The sequence below is a fragment of the Chitinophaga japonensis genome (assembly GCF_007830125.1).
Lineage (GTDB): Bacteria > Bacteroidota > Bacteroidia > Chitinophagales > Chitinophagaceae > Chitinophaga > Chitinophaga japonensis.
In genome coordinates, this window is sequence record NZ_VLLG01000002.1 from 1,143,114 (window position 1) to 1,159,184 (window position 16,071).

General features: G+C 54.7%; 12 protein-coding genes. 8 read left to right on the plus strand and 4 right to left on the minus strand.

Annotated features, from left to right (window positions below; genetic code table 11):
* Window positions 1-29: 29 nt before the first annotated feature.
* The 4 genes from LX66_RS04470 to LX66_RS04485 all read left to right on the plus strand — a co-directional run bounded on the left by LX66_RS04470 (window position 30) and on the right by LX66_RS04485 (window position 3,675).
* On the plus strand, window positions 30-1,289 hold the full coding sequence (locus LX66_RS04470) for an alkaline phosphatase family protein (RefSeq protein ID WP_145710686.1): 1,260 nt from the start codon (window positions 30-32) through the stop codon (window positions 1,287-1,289).
* Between the two features lie 67 nt (window positions 1,290-1,356).
* Window positions 1,357-1,956: a prealbumin-like fold domain-containing protein gene (locus LX66_RS04475; RefSeq protein ID WP_145710687.1), complete on the plus strand. Its 600-nt coding sequence runs from the start codon at window positions 1,357-1,359 to the stop codon at window positions 1,954-1,956.
* A gap of 259 nt (window positions 1,957-2,215) precedes the next feature.
* Entirely contained in the window at window positions 2,216-2,689 is a 474-nt protein-coding gene (locus LX66_RS04480; protein WP_145710688.1) for a hypothetical protein, read from the plus strand.
* 203 nt (window positions 2,690-2,892) lie between these two features.
* Window positions 2,893-3,675 (plus strand): murein L,D-transpeptidase catalytic domain family protein, encoded by a 783-nt coding sequence (locus LX66_RS04485; protein WP_145710689.1) that lies wholly within the window; start codon window positions 2,893-2,895, stop codon window positions 3,673-3,675.
* Between the two features lie 3 nt (window positions 3,676-3,678).
* Here the strand turns inward: LX66_RS04485 and LX66_RS04490 are convergent, their stop codons facing one another.
* Both LX66_RS04490 and LX66_RS04495 read right to left on the minus strand, forming a co-directional pair.
* Window positions 3,679-5,304 carry a L,D-transpeptidase family protein gene (locus LX66_RS04490; RefSeq protein WP_145710690.1) on the minus strand — a complete coding sequence of 542 codons (1,626 nt, stop codon included), beginning with the start codon at window positions 5,302-5,304 and terminating at the stop codon, window positions 3,679-3,681.
* Window positions 5,305-5,320: 16 nt separating this feature from the next.
* Complete coding sequence (locus LX66_RS04495; RefSeq protein ID WP_145710691.1) at window positions 5,321-5,773, minus strand: BP74-related protein; 453 nt, start codon at window positions 5,771-5,773, stop codon at window positions 5,321-5,323.
* Window positions 5,774-5,945: 172 nt separating this feature from the next.
* Here LX66_RS04495 and LX66_RS04500 point away from each other — a divergent pair, with 172 nt between their 5' ends.
* Together LX66_RS04500 and LX66_RS04505 are read left to right on the plus strand one after the other, a co-directional pair.
* Window positions 5,946-9,083: a SusC/RagA family TonB-linked outer membrane protein gene (locus LX66_RS04500; RefSeq protein WP_145710692.1), complete on the plus strand. Its 3,138-nt coding sequence runs from the start codon at window positions 5,946-5,948 to the stop codon at window positions 9,081-9,083.
* Window positions 9,084-9,095: 12 nt separating this feature from the next.
* Window positions 9,096-10,586 carry a RagB/SusD family nutrient uptake outer membrane protein gene (locus tag LX66_RS04505; protein WP_145710693.1) on the plus strand — a complete coding sequence of 497 codons (1,491 nt, stop codon included), beginning with the start codon at window positions 9,096-9,098 and terminating at the stop codon, window positions 10,584-10,586.
* A 112-nt stretch (window positions 10,587-10,698) separates the two neighbouring features.
* Here LX66_RS04505 and LX66_RS04510 read toward each other — a convergent pair whose 3' ends face one another.
* A complete protein-coding gene (locus LX66_RS04510; protein WP_145710694.1) occupies window positions 10,699-11,886 on the minus strand; it encodes a DUF5009 domain-containing protein in 1,188 nt (395 codons plus the stop codon).
* Window positions 11,887-12,014: 128 nt separating this feature from the next.
* On the opposite strand from LX66_RS04510, the gene LX66_RS04515 reads away from it, so the two are divergent.
* Together LX66_RS04515 and LX66_RS04520 are read left to right on the plus strand one after the other, a co-directional pair.
* Entirely contained in the window at window positions 12,015-12,569 is a 555-nt protein-coding gene (locus LX66_RS04515) for an energy transducer TonB (protein ID WP_158642533.1), read from the plus strand.
* A gap of 67 nt (window positions 12,570-12,636) precedes the next feature.
* Window positions 12,637-14,949 (plus strand): GH92 family glycosyl hydrolase, encoded by a 2,313-nt coding sequence (locus tag LX66_RS04520; protein ID WP_145710696.1) that lies wholly within the window; start codon window positions 12,637-12,639, stop codon window positions 14,947-14,949.
* A gap of 43 nt (window positions 14,950-14,992) precedes the next feature.
* Here LX66_RS04520 and LX66_RS04525 read toward each other — a convergent pair whose 3' ends face one another.
* Window positions 14,993-16,069: a family 10 glycosylhydrolase gene (locus LX66_RS04525; protein WP_145710697.1), complete on the minus strand. Its 1,077-nt coding sequence runs from the start codon at window positions 16,067-16,069 to the stop codon at window positions 14,993-14,995.
* Window positions 16,070-16,071 lie beyond the last annotated feature (2 nt).

Below are 16,071 nucleotides of genomic sequence, written 5' to 3' on the forward strand. Positions count from 1 at the left end.
TTGGAATTTGGGATTTGGAATTTTCGTATATGATACAACGTCACCTGCTGCTGAGCCTCTGCCTCTGCCTGTCCTTTAACGCATTTTCACAGGATACCGCCCAGTATGCGGTTCCCGGCCGCAGCAACAGCGCTGCGCAACAGCAAAAGCCCTACGTGATCATGATCTCCATTGATGGTTTCCGGTATGATTACGCGGAAAAGTTCAATGCGCAAAACCTGTTAAGACTGTCCTCCGGCGGGGTAAGGGCCAAAGCCATGCAGCCCGGCTTTCCCACGCTTACCTTTCCCAACCACTATACTCTGGTAACCGGCATGTACCCGTCCCATCACGGGCTGGTAGATAATATCTTTTATAACAGCGACCGCAGCAAGCGATACCGTGTTGGCAACCGCGAAGCCGTGGAGGATGGGAGCTGGTACCACGGCACACCGCTGTGGGTGCTGGCGGAAAAGCAGCAGATGGTAAGCGCCAGCTATTTCTGGGTAGGCTCCGAGGCCGCCGTCCGGGATACCCGGCCCACCTATTATTTCCGCTACAATGAAAAGACGGGTATTGACCAGCGCATACAGCAGGTGGTCAACTGGCTGCGCCTGCCGGCAGACAAGCGCCCGCACCTTATTACCTTCTATTTCCCGGAAGTAGACCATGCCGGGCACGCCTACGGTCCGGATGCCGACAGTACCCGCGCCGCCGTGCAGTTTGTAGATGCCGCCATTGGCCGCATGGTGGAGGAAGTGGCGCGCCTGCAACTGCCGGTAAACTTCATCGTGGTGGCGGACCACGGCATGATGCAGGCCGACACCGCGCATCCCATTACATTACCGGAGCATATAAACCTGGATGATTGTAAAATAGCGCCGGCCAATGAAAAGATCATGATCTATAACAATGATCCCGCGCGTGTACGGGCGCTGTACCGCGTCCTGAAAAAGGAAGCCAGCCATTACCGCGTGTACCTGAAGCGGAAAACGCCTAAAAGATGGCACTATGGCCGGGAAGATCGCTACAACCGTATTGGCGATATCATACTGCTGGCGGATGATGGTTATGCTTTTGGCGGCAACAAACGCCGCATAGCCCCCGGGCATCACGGCTACGACAATAAAAATCCGCTGATGCAGGCCATATTCATGGCCTGGGGCCCGGCCTTTAAAACGCATTACACCCTGGGCGCCTTCGCCAATATCCATGTTTACCCATTGGTAGCCAATATTTTAGGCTTGCAAATAACCGAGGCGGTAGACGGGCGCGCGGCAGTGCTCAGCCACACCCTGCAAGGGCATTAAGAGACAGAAATGCATTATTAATAAATTAATATGTTATATTTACGGGATCAAACCCATTCCTATGCCTATGAAAAAATTGTTATTAACCGCTCTTGCAGCGGCTGCATTATTCGCCTGCGGAAAAGATAATGACAACAACCCGGCTCCGACCCCCGATCCTGATCCGGAACCAGAAGTGCACACCATCCTGGAGCTGGAAGTGTACAATTCCCTGAACTGGGATGCGGCTCACCCGCTGGGCACCCTGGCAGCCGGCGTTACCGTGGAGCTGTTTAAAACCCAGGCAGATTTTAACAGTGATGATCCTGCCTATACCGACACTACGGACGCCAACGGCAAAGCCACCTTTACCGGCCTGGACGCAGGCGTATATTACATCGCCGCCCGTACAGACACTACCAGCAACATGCCCGGCGCCCTGCTGGTAGACGGCGCATATGTGGGTTATAAAGCTGATACCCTGTACCAGACTGACGAAGATGCACAGAATGCTGCCTTCAGCGGTTATAACGCCCCCGGCAATTTCTGGTTAGAGGACCTGAATATGGACCTGATCATCAACAATAGCGACAGGATAGCCTTGCCCTGGCAAAGTGTAACCGTTGTGGCAGATGTCACCACCACCGGCCGGCGTATCGTGATCGGCAAACTGGACAACCACCAATAAACGACTTACTACAGACATTACAATAATTACCATATTAACGCCGCCGGCCACCCGGCGGCACCTTTTTATTGCTTGCTATAATTATCAACTTTTCCCACATGGGTTAAAGGTTACAATAAAAACTGAATGTGCACCAGGCAGCCTTTCCAGGCCGCCTGCGTTGTTATATTAGCATTTTCCCCCCAATGTTAAACAACGTTAACGTTTTAAACGGCCTCTTCCCCTGCCGGTCCAACTACCGTAACAAATACATGCGACCATGAAACGATTCATCATCCTGGCCATGCTTGTCACCGGCAGCATCGCCTTCAGCGCAGCAAATGCACAGGTTAGGGTCAATTTAAATGTGAACATCGGCAGCCAGCCCGTATGGGGCCCTGTCGGATATGATCATGCGGAATATTATTACCTGCCGGACATCGATGCCTACTACTATATTCCCGGCCGCCAGTTCATATACCTGAGCGGGTCCCGCTGGATACGGGCATCCGCCCTCCCTGCCCGCTACCGCAGCTATGATCTTTACCGCGGCTACAAGGTAGTGATCAATGAGCCGGAGCCCTGGCGGCACGCAGATGTATACCGGGTAAAATATGCCGGGTACAAGGGCCGGCATGACCAGGTGGTAATACGCGACAGCCGCGATAGCCGTTATTATGTGATCAAAGATCATCCCCAGCATAAGCACTGGAAAAAGGAACAGCGGAAAGGCAAGGGGCGTAACAGGCGATAGCCATTAACATATAACACATAAACATCATGCAGCGAAACATGAGCCTGGTAGCCGGTTTCGCTGCCTTTTTTTAAGGATTTTTTCAGGGGAAGCGCTTCTTTTATCCCCATTTTTTCCCGACCTTTGCACCATTAAATAACCATAACCTGAGAGAATAACACCGATTATTTTATCCCATGTCAACTTAAAGGAGAACAGTGAAGATGCGTGTACCTAAACCTAAGCAGAACAGAAAATTATTGATTGTTTCCCTTACACTTTTTACCCTCCTGCTTGCCATTAATGTGTCTACCACGGGGCACAAGGCGGCAAAGGTCAAAACAGTAAAAACAGTCACCCGCAACAACAATACCCATACCGCCGCCGCGCTGTATGACAGCCTGCAACTGGGTAGCCTGGGCCTGTCGCAGGAAGCCTTTGCCTACGGTATGCAGGGCTTTCAGCGCCTGCTGGCCAAAGGCAGGTTGCAGAACGACAGCGTGATCGCCATTGTGGATTACAGCCTGCCTTCTACCCGCAAGCGCCTGTTTGTAATAGATATCCGGAACGGCAGGGTACTGTTCAACACTCTGGTATCCCACGGCAGGAATTCCGGCAAAGTAAAGGCCACCAGCTTTTCCAATAAGCCTAACAGTTATAAAAGCAGCCTGGGTTTTTATGTGACGGACCGTACCTACATAGGCGGGCATGGGCTATCCCTTCGCCTGCGGGGCACGGAAAAAGGCATCAACGACAATGCCATGCAGCGTGCTATTGTGATACACGGCGCTGATTATGTGGATGAGGACCTGATCAGCAGCCAGGGTTATATAGGCCGCAGCCTGGGCTGCCCGGCCCTCCCGGTAGATGTGCACCGTAAAGTGATCGAAGCCATCAAGAACGGCACCTGCCTGTTCCTGTACAGTCCCAATAAAAGCTATATTGCCCGCTCCAAAATGCTGCAGCAGGCCCAAACGGAATTTGCGCTCAGCACGCCGGTCATGTAACGCCTACAGCACCGGCTGCGCATCCGTAAACAGCTTGCTTGCCAGCCTTTCGTCATGGCCGTAAATATCTTCCCGGAACTGTAACTGCCCCTGCTCGTCCACCCAGGCGGTGAAATAGGAGATCAGCACCGGCACGGGCGTTTTCAGCTTTATATATTTTTCTTTATCTCCCTGCGTCAGGGCGCTGTCCACTTTTTCCGGGCGCCAGCGCGGCATGTCCTGCAGCAGGTAATTGGCCAGCCGGGCCGGATCGCTCACCCGGATACATCCGTGGCTATACGCTCTTTTATCCTTGTTAAAAAGGCTTTTTACCGGCGTATCGTGCAGGTAAATGTTAAAGCTGTTGGGAAACAGGAATTTTACCCGGCCCAGCGCGTTCTGTTCGCCCGGGCGCTGCCGTATCACGGGCAGCCCGTTGCGCTCCCCGGTGATCTCCATATCATGCTCCTCCAGGTACTGCCCGTTCTTTTCCATGGCGGGCAGCACTTCATTGCGCACAATGCTGCGGGGCAGATGCCAGTAGGGATTGAACACCACCTGGTTCAGCCGGCCGGAGAACATGGTGGTGCTGTGCCCTTCCTTGCCTACCACCACCGGCATTTCAAACGCCTTTTGCTTCCCTTCCCACACATGCAGCATGAACTCCGGTATGTTCACAATGATCAGCCGCTGCTCCTTCGGGGGTAGCCAGCGCATACGCTCCATATTGATCAGCAACTGCTGCACCCTGGACAGAGCCGTTACGTTCATTTCCCGTACCAGGGTATCGGTAATAATGCCGGTAGGGCTGTAGCCATGGCGGGCCTGGAAGGTTTTTACCGCCGTTTCCAGGGCGGCATTGAACACCGGGCTGCTGTCTGCTTCCGGCAGCTCGCCGGTAATGTACAGCCGCCGCTTGAAAAGCGCGATGGCCGGCGATTCCTGCCCTTTCCTGTATTGCTTTTCCGCTACCGGCAGGGCGGGCCATCCGCCGTTCCTGGCAATGTCCAGGTATCGCCGCAGTGGTTCCTCCAGGGAGCCGAATATGCCTTCCTCCATATCAAAGGCCACATCGCTGCCATTGTCCAGGGCGGCTTCCGCCAGTTGCAGCACAGACTGCTTCCTCACCGGAACAAACCTTTCCAGTTGCGCTTTGCGCAGGTCCTTAAGATGACGCCGGGCATACTGCAGGAATCGCTGCGTAAGCTGCAGCTCTGTTCTTACAATACCGGCATTGTCCGCGCCAATGTCAGCATCCTCTTCCACCGCCAGCTCATCCAGCCGGTTCTCCAACTGCCTGCTGCCGGCACTGGTGTCCTGGTCATAATTGTACAGGCTGCGGAATCCCAGCGCCTGTTCCGCCAGCCCCCGGCTGTCGAACCAGGCGTACTCAAAATTGCGTGCATTGTAGAAGCTGCGCATGCGGTTGGCGAAGGTATCATCCGGTTGCTGCTTCGCAATGAACTTTTCCATGGCCGTGCTGTCCAGGAAAAGGTTATTGTAGGCGTTGCTTTTGTTCACCTCCCGGTTCCGGGGGGTGATATCGTTTTTCCCATTGTGGGCGCCGGGCAGGCAGCCTATGGTCAGCAGGCACCAGGCCAGCGGCAGGAACAGGTTGCTCAATGCGGGAACAGGATATGGTCTTATCATAATACAATAGTACTCTCTAGGGTGTGATCTCCCGTTTAATGTAACTGTCCCAGGGGGCCAGTCTTTTTACGGTGTCCATCCAGTAATTGTAATGCAGGTCTACATCCGTATAAGGACGCCCGTCAAATACCTCGGCGCTCACATCTGCCAGCTCCCAGTCGTCTTCCTTGAAATGCCATTTAAAGGCATGCGGGCCGTTCTTGTTATAGCCTCCGCTGCCGGGAGCCAGCGCGCCATTCACAATTTTACGCTCCGCCACGGGCAGCGCCAGCTCTGCCTGGATGGCCTGCAGCAGGGCCGTGTCGTTTTCGGCAACGGCCACCACAAAGGCGGTATCCCGCCACTCTTCCACGGTATCGCGCTTGCCTACTTCATAATAGCGGTAATGCGGATCGTAGGTGTTATCGGAATTTTTTGAGCAGGCGATAGCCAGTAACAGCGCAGTGCATGCGCAGAACAGTTTAAGCATGGCGGATCATTTTAATACTGTCAGGAATGGTGCAACAAATACTATACCTGCCCGGCTGTAGAGCAGGCTGAACATATTTACAGGGAATTGTATGATTCTCCATTGTAGCGGGCAGTCAGCAGGGCTATCTTGAACAGCCTTCCCTTTTTACTGACTGATACAAACCACTGTTATGAAAAAACGTTTACTGCTTTTATTATGTTACAGCTTGCTGTTGCCCCCGCTGCTGTGTGCCCATGCTGCCGCTGCAGATATTCCTGTACAGGGGCAGGTGCTGGACGCTGAAACCCAGCAGCCGCTGCCGGGCGTAAGCATCCGCGTCAGGAACGGCCACCAGGGCGTTACCACCGGTGAGAACGGGCAGTTTGCCTTTACCGCTCCTGAAAATGCCATCCTGGTGGTGACCTATATCGGTTATGAAACGCAGGAGTTAAGCGCCAGCGCTTCGCCCATGCTGATCCGGCTGGCCAAAAGCAACCAGGGGCTGAACGAGGTAGTGGTGATCGGTTACGGCAGCGTAAAAAAGAAAAACCTGGTGGGAGCGGTGGCATCCATTGGCGAAAGCCAGATAAAGGACCGCCCCATTACCCGGATAGACCAGGCCATGGCGGCCCAGATGCCGGGCGTGCAGGTGCAGTCCGTTACCGGTACCCCCGGAGCCGCCCTGCAAATACGGGTAAGGGGCGCCGCCTCCATTTCCGGCAGCAATGATCCGCTGTATATCGTGGACGGTGTGCCGGTAGAGGACCTGGGCGATATAGATCCCAACACCATCCAGTCCGTAGATGTGCTGAAGGACGCTTCCTCCGCCGCTATCTACGGCGCCAGGGGCTCCAACGGCGTGGTGATTGTGACCACCCAAAAAGGCCGCTCCGGCAAGCCCCGCATCACCTTTTCCATGAACTTCGCCCGCCAGGAGCCGGAGCGTTTTGTGCCCATGATGAGCGCTGAAGAGTGGATACAGTTCAAAAAAGACATTATCGACTCTTCCTGGGTGGCCAGGGGCCGCTCCCTGGGTAAAAACTACACGGCGGCGGACAACATGGATTTCCGGGCGGCGGAGCTGGGCGGCACTACCGCCAATACGCACGACCTGGCCAATACCACTTACATGTACGATCCTTACTGGGCTTATGGTACGGACAGCCTGGACTATGTGAACTGGCAGGAAGCCTTTTTCAGGCCCGCCTATATGCAGAAATACAACCTTTCCGCCAGCGGCGGCAATGAGCACGTCAGCTACCTGCTGTCCGGCGAATACCTGAACCAGGACGGGCTGGCGGTGAACACCGGCTATGAGCGCTACACCTTCCGCTCCAACCTGGAAGTGAAGCTGAACGAACGGTTGCGGGTAGGGCTGCAGGTATCCCCATCCATTTCCTGGACCAAAGGCGCCGGTATTGACGGGCGGGGCGGCATAGGGCCTTCTGTGGCCGGTACCGCACCGGTGCAGGAAAAGGGCGTGGGCAGCCGCTCCGGATCGCTGGGCACCCCGCACTACCGCTGGGTGGCCGACCAGGTAAGCCCTGTAACCGTCATGGAAGAAACCATGAACAGGACCGAGCTGGTGAAGCTGCTCTCGCAGATGTACCTGCACGCAGAGCTGCTCAAAGGGCTGCGCCTCAGCGTAACCGGCGCCTGGAACAGCAGCAGCAGCGATAACCGGTACTACCAGCCTACCTCGGTGACCTCCGCCCGCAGAAGGGCCGTGGAAGGCTCGCAGAGCACCGCCACCCGCAGAACCGCCCGCAACCAGTATTACCTGTTCCAGTCGCTGCTGAACTACGACCTTACGGTAAAAGACCACGAGATCAATGCCGTGCTGGGCGCTTCCACGGAAAGCAATAACGCCGCCAATACCACCCAGACCAACCGGCAGTTTGCCAACGACAACCTCTATACGTTTGACCAGAACTCCTCCACGCCCACCGCATCAGGCACCTCCGAATCCAAACGTACGTTGGCTTCCGTTTTCGGACGTATCAACTATAACTACCGCAGCCGGTACCTGCTGTCCGCCAGTTTCCGGCAGGACGGCTCCTCCCGTTTCGGGGCAGACTCCAAATGGGGCTTTTTCCCGGCCGCCTCGGTAGCCTGGCGCCTCAGCGAAGAGCCTTTCCTCCAGGGGATCAAGCAGGTATTCACGGACCTCAAGGTCCGCTATAGCTGGGGTATTGCCGGCAACGACCGTATTGGCGGCGACTACCCGGCCATCGGGCTGGTCACCTCCACCAATTACGTATTTGGTGAAACGCCCACTGCCGCCACCGGCTTTTCCGTGACCAGCATCACCAACAATAACCTGCGCTGGGAAAAGACCACCTCCAGCGATATTGGCCTGGATGCAGTGATAGCGAACGAAAGGATATCCCTTTCTTTCGATTATTACAACAAGCTCACCAAAGACCTCCTGCTCAGCGTGCCCGTAGCCCGAACCACCGGCTACACCCGGGCCAATGCCAATGTAGGATCGGTAAAGAACTGGGGCTACGAGATCAATATCAACTCCCGCAACATTACCAACGGCCCCCTTACCTGGGAAACCTCCCTGAACTTTTCCTATAACCGGAACAAGGTGGTACAGTTGAACAATGACAATACGCCCATTTACACCGGCTGGGAAAGCACGGTAAAAATTGCCGTGGACCGGCCCCTGTATACCTACATGCTCTATGACGCCATCGGGGTGTACACCACGGAGGACCAGTTAAACAAGCTGCCCAAACGGGGCAACACCCTGCTGGGCGACCCGGTATACCGCGATGTGAACAACGACGGTGTGATAGATGCGCAGGATATTACCGAAGTAGGGCACCCGGACCCCAACTATACCTGGGGCATGACCAACCGCTTTTACTACAGGGGCCTCGATCTTTCCATCCTGCTGCAGGGGCAGTGGGGCAACCAGATCTTCAGCATGTTTGGCAGGAACATAGACCGTCCTACCACCGGCCTGGGCAACTATAACGCCAAAGCCGTGTGGGTAAACCGCTTCCGCTCTGCAGCAGCGCCGGGCGATGGCCAGACGCCCCGCATTGACGCCACCACCGCCAGCGTATATGATACCCGCTGGCTGTATGACGGGGCTTTCTACAAGATCAAGAACCTGACGCTGGGCTATACTTTCCCCGGCCGTTTCATCCGGGGTATTGAGCAGGCCAGGATCTACCTGAGCATTGATAATGTGTGGATGCATACCAACTACGATGGCGGCTTTTCACCGGAAGCGTTCCAGTACGACTACCTGGCCGACTGGTCCAGCTATCCCACTGCGCGCACCTACAGCATCGGTATCAATATCGGCTTATAAAAAACACTTACCATGAAACCAATTGATCGTATATATATAACCGTTAGCCTGCTGGCAGCCGTTGTCAGCAGCGCCTGCAACAGCGATTTCCTGGATACGGTGCCTATCTCCAACCAGTCTGAAAACGGTTTTTACAAAACAGAGAATGACATCACCCAGGCGGTGAGCGGCGTGTATAACATGCTGCTGGGATGGCCCAGCATCCATCACATCTATCTTTCCGAGGCCCGCTCCAGCAACTACTTTGTAGACCGGCAGGATGCGGCCCGGGATTATTTCAGCATCTCCGCTTTCGAGGTGACGGCCGCGCTGGGCACCGTGCAGGCAGCCTGGACGGACGATTACGAGCTGATAGAACGGGCCAACCAGGTGCTGGACCGGATCGATGAGGTGCCCTTTACCGATGCCGGCAAGCGGGACCGGATGAAGGGCGAGTGCAAATTCCTGCGGGCCCTGGCTTACTTTGAGCTGGTAAAGGTGTTCGGGCGCGTACCGCTGATAGACCGTACCGTTTCTTCAGAGGAAGCGCTCACTTACGGGCGCTCCGGCCTGGATTCCGTTTATAACTTTATCATTTCAGAATTAACAGCAGCCGCGGCCCTGCTACCGGCATCCTATACCGGCGGGGATGTGGGCCGGGCCACCAAATGGGCGGCCCTGGGGCTGCTGGGCAAAGTATATGTATACACAGCCGGACATCCCTTAAAGAAAGCGGACGGCTATACCAAAGCCCTTCCCGTATTAAAGCAGGTGCTGGATGCGGAAGGCGCCGGCTGGACCTTTGCAACCACCTATGCAGAGATATTCAAAACCGTGAATGATAATAAATACCACCTGTTTGAAGTGCAGTACATGTCCGGCGGCAAAGGCCTGGGCAATGTTATACCCGGCGAGGTGGTGCCGCTGGACATGGACCTGGCCATCATGCCCTACGGCAACTACTACATGCAGGGCTTCCCTTCCGATGACCTGATCAACAGCTTTGAGCCGGGCGACAACCGGAAATTTGTGATACTGGACACCGTGTACCGGAACCGCGCCGGCAACATGGTGCAGCGAAACTATTTCAGGAAATACCTGGACTCCAGCGCGGCATCCTCCCTGCTTAGCCGTACAGACTGGCCCATTAACTTCCCTTTGCTGCGCCCGGAAGATGTGATGCTGCTGTATGCAGAAGCATTAAATGAAACGGCAGGCCCCACCGCTGAAGCAGTGGCTATCGTGAACCGCATCCGGGCCAGGGCCGGGCTGGCGCCGGCAGCACCCGCCTCGCAGGCGGATTTTCGCGGGATGCTCGAAAGGGAAAGGCGACATGAGCTGGCCTGGGAAGGACAATACTGGAACGACCTGGTGCGTACCGGCCGCTGCCTGGAAGTAATGAACCCCTGGCTGCAGCAGAACTACCAGAAAACCATTGATGCCAACCAATACATTTATCCCATTCCGCAATCGGAAATACAGATAAAACCGGGGCTGTACGATCAGAATCCGGGATACTTTTGAAAAATTCCAAATCCCAAATCCCAAAATGGGGCGCGTGTCAAAATTAAAAGCAGATTGCCTTAGTTGAAAGGTATATTCTATTTTGGAATTTGGAATTTGGAATTTGGAATTTTCATAACTGTAGTTTAATTCCCATCTTATTCAGCCCTTTCACCAGGCCCATCACCACGATGGCATAGAAGGCGCACCACAGCGCGCCGGTAATACCTTCCTGCAGCACGCCGGGCAGTTGTATGTCCAGCAGGCGTAGCAGGGAGTAGATCACGTAGGGAAGGATATAGGTAAGCAGGGGATTGGCCGCTGCCGGGCGGAAAAAAGCCGTCCAGCCGCTGATACGCTTCCGGTCGGTCAACCAGTACAGGCAGGAGAACAAGATGCAGCAAATGGCGGCGCTGTACAGGCACCAGGTAGGCGTAGCATATATCTTGGATATTCTGAAATAGGGGCGCAGGAAATAGCCGGCAACCAGCAATATCAGCGCGAAGCCGGCCGCCTCCCAAAAGCGCCGCCCCACCGCGCTGCCGCGGGCCTGGTCAAAATACAGCAGCGACAGCACCACGCCGCTCAGTACAATGGATACATGCGCGGCATTACCGCTTTGCCCGCTCATCCAACTCCAGGCGGACTGCTGCACCGCCGGCTGTTTACCGGCTATGTAGAAAAGGATGCATACCGCGATCATGGCCAGCAGGCCGTATACATTGCCCCTGAAAAGCTGGTAAATAATGCAACTGTACAGGTAGGCCCAACCGATCAGCCCCAGTATGCCCCACCAGTGCGGCTGCATACGCTGCGTGCCATCTCCGCCGCGGTACACAAAGGCCAGTATGAGCAGTCCCGCTATGCCGATGCCTTTCAGCACATACACCAGCCGCCGCTGCGGAAGCGTATACACGTTCCACACCAGCACCACGCAAATGAAGAACAACAGCGACCATGCATGGATGGACATACCCATGGCGGCCTCGTTATAGCCGCCCTCTGCATTGACCATGAAGAAGCCCAGCACCAGCAGTCCCAGGGAGCGCCACAGGATATGCTGCTGCAACTGTATGAAACTGTCGCCTTTGGAAAGGCGCCGGTTAATGGCAAAGGGAATGGACATGCCCACAATAAAAAGGAAAGCCGGGAACACCAGGTCCACAAAGGTCATGGCGTCTGCATCGGCCGGCATATGTTTGGCCCACAGCGGTATACCGCTTACGCCAGCCAGCTCATTCACAAATATCATCACCAGGATGGTAATGCCGCGGAAGGCGTCAATGGAAAGCACGCGCTGGGTGCTCAGTTGGTTGATCATGCAAAGGGTTTATAACGAAATGTAATATTTGCATGTGAGAAAAGCAATTTGTGCGAATAGTTTTATCTTTAGCTGGCATACCGGTAATGACAACTATTTTGTTAATCACTCAATTAAATCAGTGCTCCATGTTAAAAAAATTTCTCTCCCGTTATCCCAACAAATGGAATGGCTTGTTTTGCCTGGTTGTAATCACATTGACCGCCGCCTGGCCTGCTGCCGGCAAAGCACTGGTCAATACATGTACCTCCTTCACCACTCCTCCTCCAGTGATCGTAACTGGCATTTCAGACACGTTGCCGCAATTCCCGGGAGGACCAGAAGCCTACAACCGGTTCCTGTCAAAGCATGTTCGTTACCCCAGGATAGCCCATGAGCAAAATATAACAGGCATCGTAAAGGCACAATACACCATTATGCCGGATGGCACCGTAACGGGTATCTCCATCCTAAAAGAACCGGAGCAGGGAGCTATCCTTGCGCAGGAAATAAAACGGGTGCTGGGCCTCCTGCCTAAATTTGAGACAGCCCCTGGCACAACCGTCCAGGTTAACAGGTCCGTCTCCTTCAAGTTCAACCTGATGGATGAGTTTAACCAGGTAAAGGATGCCGAACCCGGCACAAAGACCGATGTGGTGATTGTTGGTTATAGCATCCTAAAAAAGTCCACGGCAACTTATTGAACCACTCACGGAAAAACTGCGGAAAAAGTAAGACATAGCGCGTATCTTGGCGTTTTAAAGCAGTTATATGAATTTGGGGTTAAAATACGGGTACTTACTGGCCTTTTCCGGGCTGGTACTGACAAGCGCACACGTCATCGCGCAGGTAGAAAGACCAAAAAAAGTAAAAGTACAGGGACATGTGAAAACAAAACCACTTCCTGAAAGCAAACCGCTGGCTTATGTAGATCCTTATATCGGCTCCGGTGGCCATGGCCATGTATTTGTAGGCGCCAGCGTGCCTTTTGGCGCCGTACAGGTAGGGCCTACCAATATCGTGAAGGGCTGGGACTGGTGCTCCGGTTATCATTATTCCGACAGCGTGGTGATCGGGTTTTCCCAGACCCACCTGAGCGGCACCGGCATCGGCGACCTGGGGGATGTGCTGATCATGCCGTACACCGGCGATGTGAAAACCAACAGGGGCACCCAGGAAGATCCGGCCTCCGGCTACGGATCGCATTATTCGCACGCTCACGAAACCGCCCGCCCCGGTTACTATGCCGTGCAACTGGAAGATCATGACATACAGGTGGAGCTGACCGCTTCAGAGCGGGTGGGCTTCCATAAATACACCTTCCCGCAAGGCAAGCCTGCGCACATTATTGTAGACCTGAAAGAAGGCATTGGCTGGGATGCGCCGGTAGAAACCTTTATCCGGCAGAAGGATGCCTACACCCTGGAAGGCTACCGCTATTCCAAAGGCTGGGCGGTAGACCAGCGCCTGTGGTTCGCTATCCGCAGCAACGTGCCGCTGAAGGAATTTGCCGTATATGATGGCGATGAGAAAAAACCGGGCACGGAGCTGCAAGCAAAATTCGCCAAAGGCGTGATCTCCTTTGACAAAGCGCCCGGGCAGGTAATGCTGAAAGTAGGCATATCGCCGGTGAGCAGTGAAAATGCGCTGGCCAACATCAACACGGAGATCCCCGGCTGGGATTTTGCCGGCGTGGTGAACAGCGCCAATGCCAAATGGAGCAAACAACTGTCCAAGATACAGGTGCAGACAAAGGACGAGGCGGCCAGGCGCGTGTTCTACACCGCGCTGTACCACACCATGATAGGCCCGGCCCTGTTCAATGATCATGACGGCACCTACCGCGGCACGGATAAAAAAGTATACACCAACCCGGGATTTGACAACTATTCCGTTTTCTCCCTGTGGGATACCTACCGCTCTGCCATGCCCCTGAGCACCCTGATCCACCCGGACCGGGTAGGCAGCTTCGTGAATTCCATGCTGGCTATTTACCGGCAGCAGGGCAAGCTGCCCATATGGCCGCTGATGGGGAATGAAACCAACTGCATGGTAGGCTATCACGCCGTACCGGTGATTGCGGACGCTTACCTGAAAGGATACAAAGGCTTTGACGCCGCGGCTGCGCTGGAAGCCATGAAAGCATCCTCCACCCGCGACGACCTGGGCATGAAATACATCAAGGAACGGGGCTATATCCCGGCGGACAAGGAATATGAATCCGTTTCCAAGGCCATGGAATACGCCATTGACGACTGGTGCATTGCCGCCATGGCTAAAAAGATGGGCCAGATGGAGGATTATAATTATTACGCCAAACGCGCGGAATATTATAAAAACTATTTTGACAGCACCATCAAATTTGTGCGCCCCCGCATGAGCGATGGCAGTTGGAAAACGCCATATGATCCTTTCCGGTCCATTCATGAAAAAGGCGATTTCACTGAAGGCAATGGCTGGCAATATACCTGGCTGGTGCCGCAGGATGTGGAAGGACTGATCGGGCTGATGGGCGGCGACGAGCCGTTCACGCAGAAGCTGGACAGCCTCTTTGTGGCCAAGGGCGATATGGGTGAGCAGGCTTCTTCCGATATATCCGGCCTGATAGGCATGTATGCGCATGGCAATGAGCCCAGCCATCACGTGACCTATATGTACGCCTATGCCGGCAAGCAATGGAAAACAGCGGAAAAGGTAAGGCAGGTGATGCAGGATTTTTATACGGACCAGCCGGAGGGCCTGGCCGGTAACGAGGACGTGGGCGCCATGTCTTCCTGGTATGTGCTGTCCTCCATCGGCTTCTACCCGGTAAACCCGGCCAAGGGGCTGTACGTATTCGGCAGCCCGCTGTTTGACAAGGCCAGCCTGTGTTTACAGGACGGCAAACAATTTACCGTGCAGGCCGTTAACAACAGTGCGGAGAACAAATACATCCAAAGCATTACACTGAACGGTAAGCCTTATACGAAAAGCTATATCAAACACGAGGATATCCTGAAAGGTGGGACGCTGACCATTACCATGGGCAGCCAACCGAATTATGATTTCGGAAAGAACGAAAGACCGAATTCACGGATTGACTAATTCACGTCATTGCGAGGCCTTTGCGCCTCGCAATGACGTAATATCAACTAATTGCCTGCAGCACTTCCGGCGTTAAGTTCCCAAACAATGATACCCCTGCGGCCCCGTTCTGCAATGCCAGCGCAATCCCTTTTTTAAGATCGGCCATATTGCCGTGGAAATCCGGCAGGAACAGCCCTGCGTACAAGGGAAAGCGGCCGTGCAGCGCCTGTACGCCTTCAGCTACGGCATCGCCTATCCAGCTCACGTCTTCCTTGTAAAAACCGTGATAGATCATGGGATTCACGGCATCCAGGTGCCAGTTGGTCCAGTCCTGCCGTACAATGCGTTTGGCTATTTCCGGCGTGGGAAATACGGCGGCGGTAATGGGCTTTTTATGCTGCTTCGCTACCTGCGCCAGGGAGTTGACGATGTGCGTGATGCGGTCATAACGGAATTTGCGCCAGGAGGGGCGCTGGTCAGGGTGCTCCATTTCCAGCGGGTCTTCTCCCTTCTCCGCTTTATAGGCATTGCGGCAGGTTTCGCAGTAACAGAAATCATATTCCGGCAGCTCCCTGGACTGGTCTATACTGTATTTGCTCCACAGGTTCACCGGCAGTATCACATCGCAGTAGCGGATATAGTCCAGGTGAATGCCGTCCACATAGTCTTTGGTGAGGATGCTGCTCACCTGCTCTTCCAGGTAGTTCAGCACTTCCGGCTTGCTGGGGCACAGCCAGCGGTAATAAGATACGTAGGGCGGGTTGGTAGCGCAGGATTCCCCTTTGCGGTTCTGCGAGTACCATTCCGGGTGGGCGGACAGCAGCTCCTTTTCACCGCGGTTCATGGTCCATATCCAGCGGTGCGCTTCAATGCCCTGTTCTTTGGCTGCACGGAAATGCCTTTCACTGTCCTCTTCAAAATAGATCACGCCAATGCCGGCCTTTTTGTAAGCGGCATAGCGCTGCCGCAGCCCGGCTTCTGTATCATTGGCGCTGGGATTGATCCATACCCGGTGCGCGGCCTGTTTTTGCGGCGTATGCACGCCCGCTGCCACGCCGGCGGCTTTTGAAGCCAGCGGGGGCTGCATCAGCGCTACGCTGCCTACCCCCAGCGATTTCAGGAAACTACGTTTGTCCATCT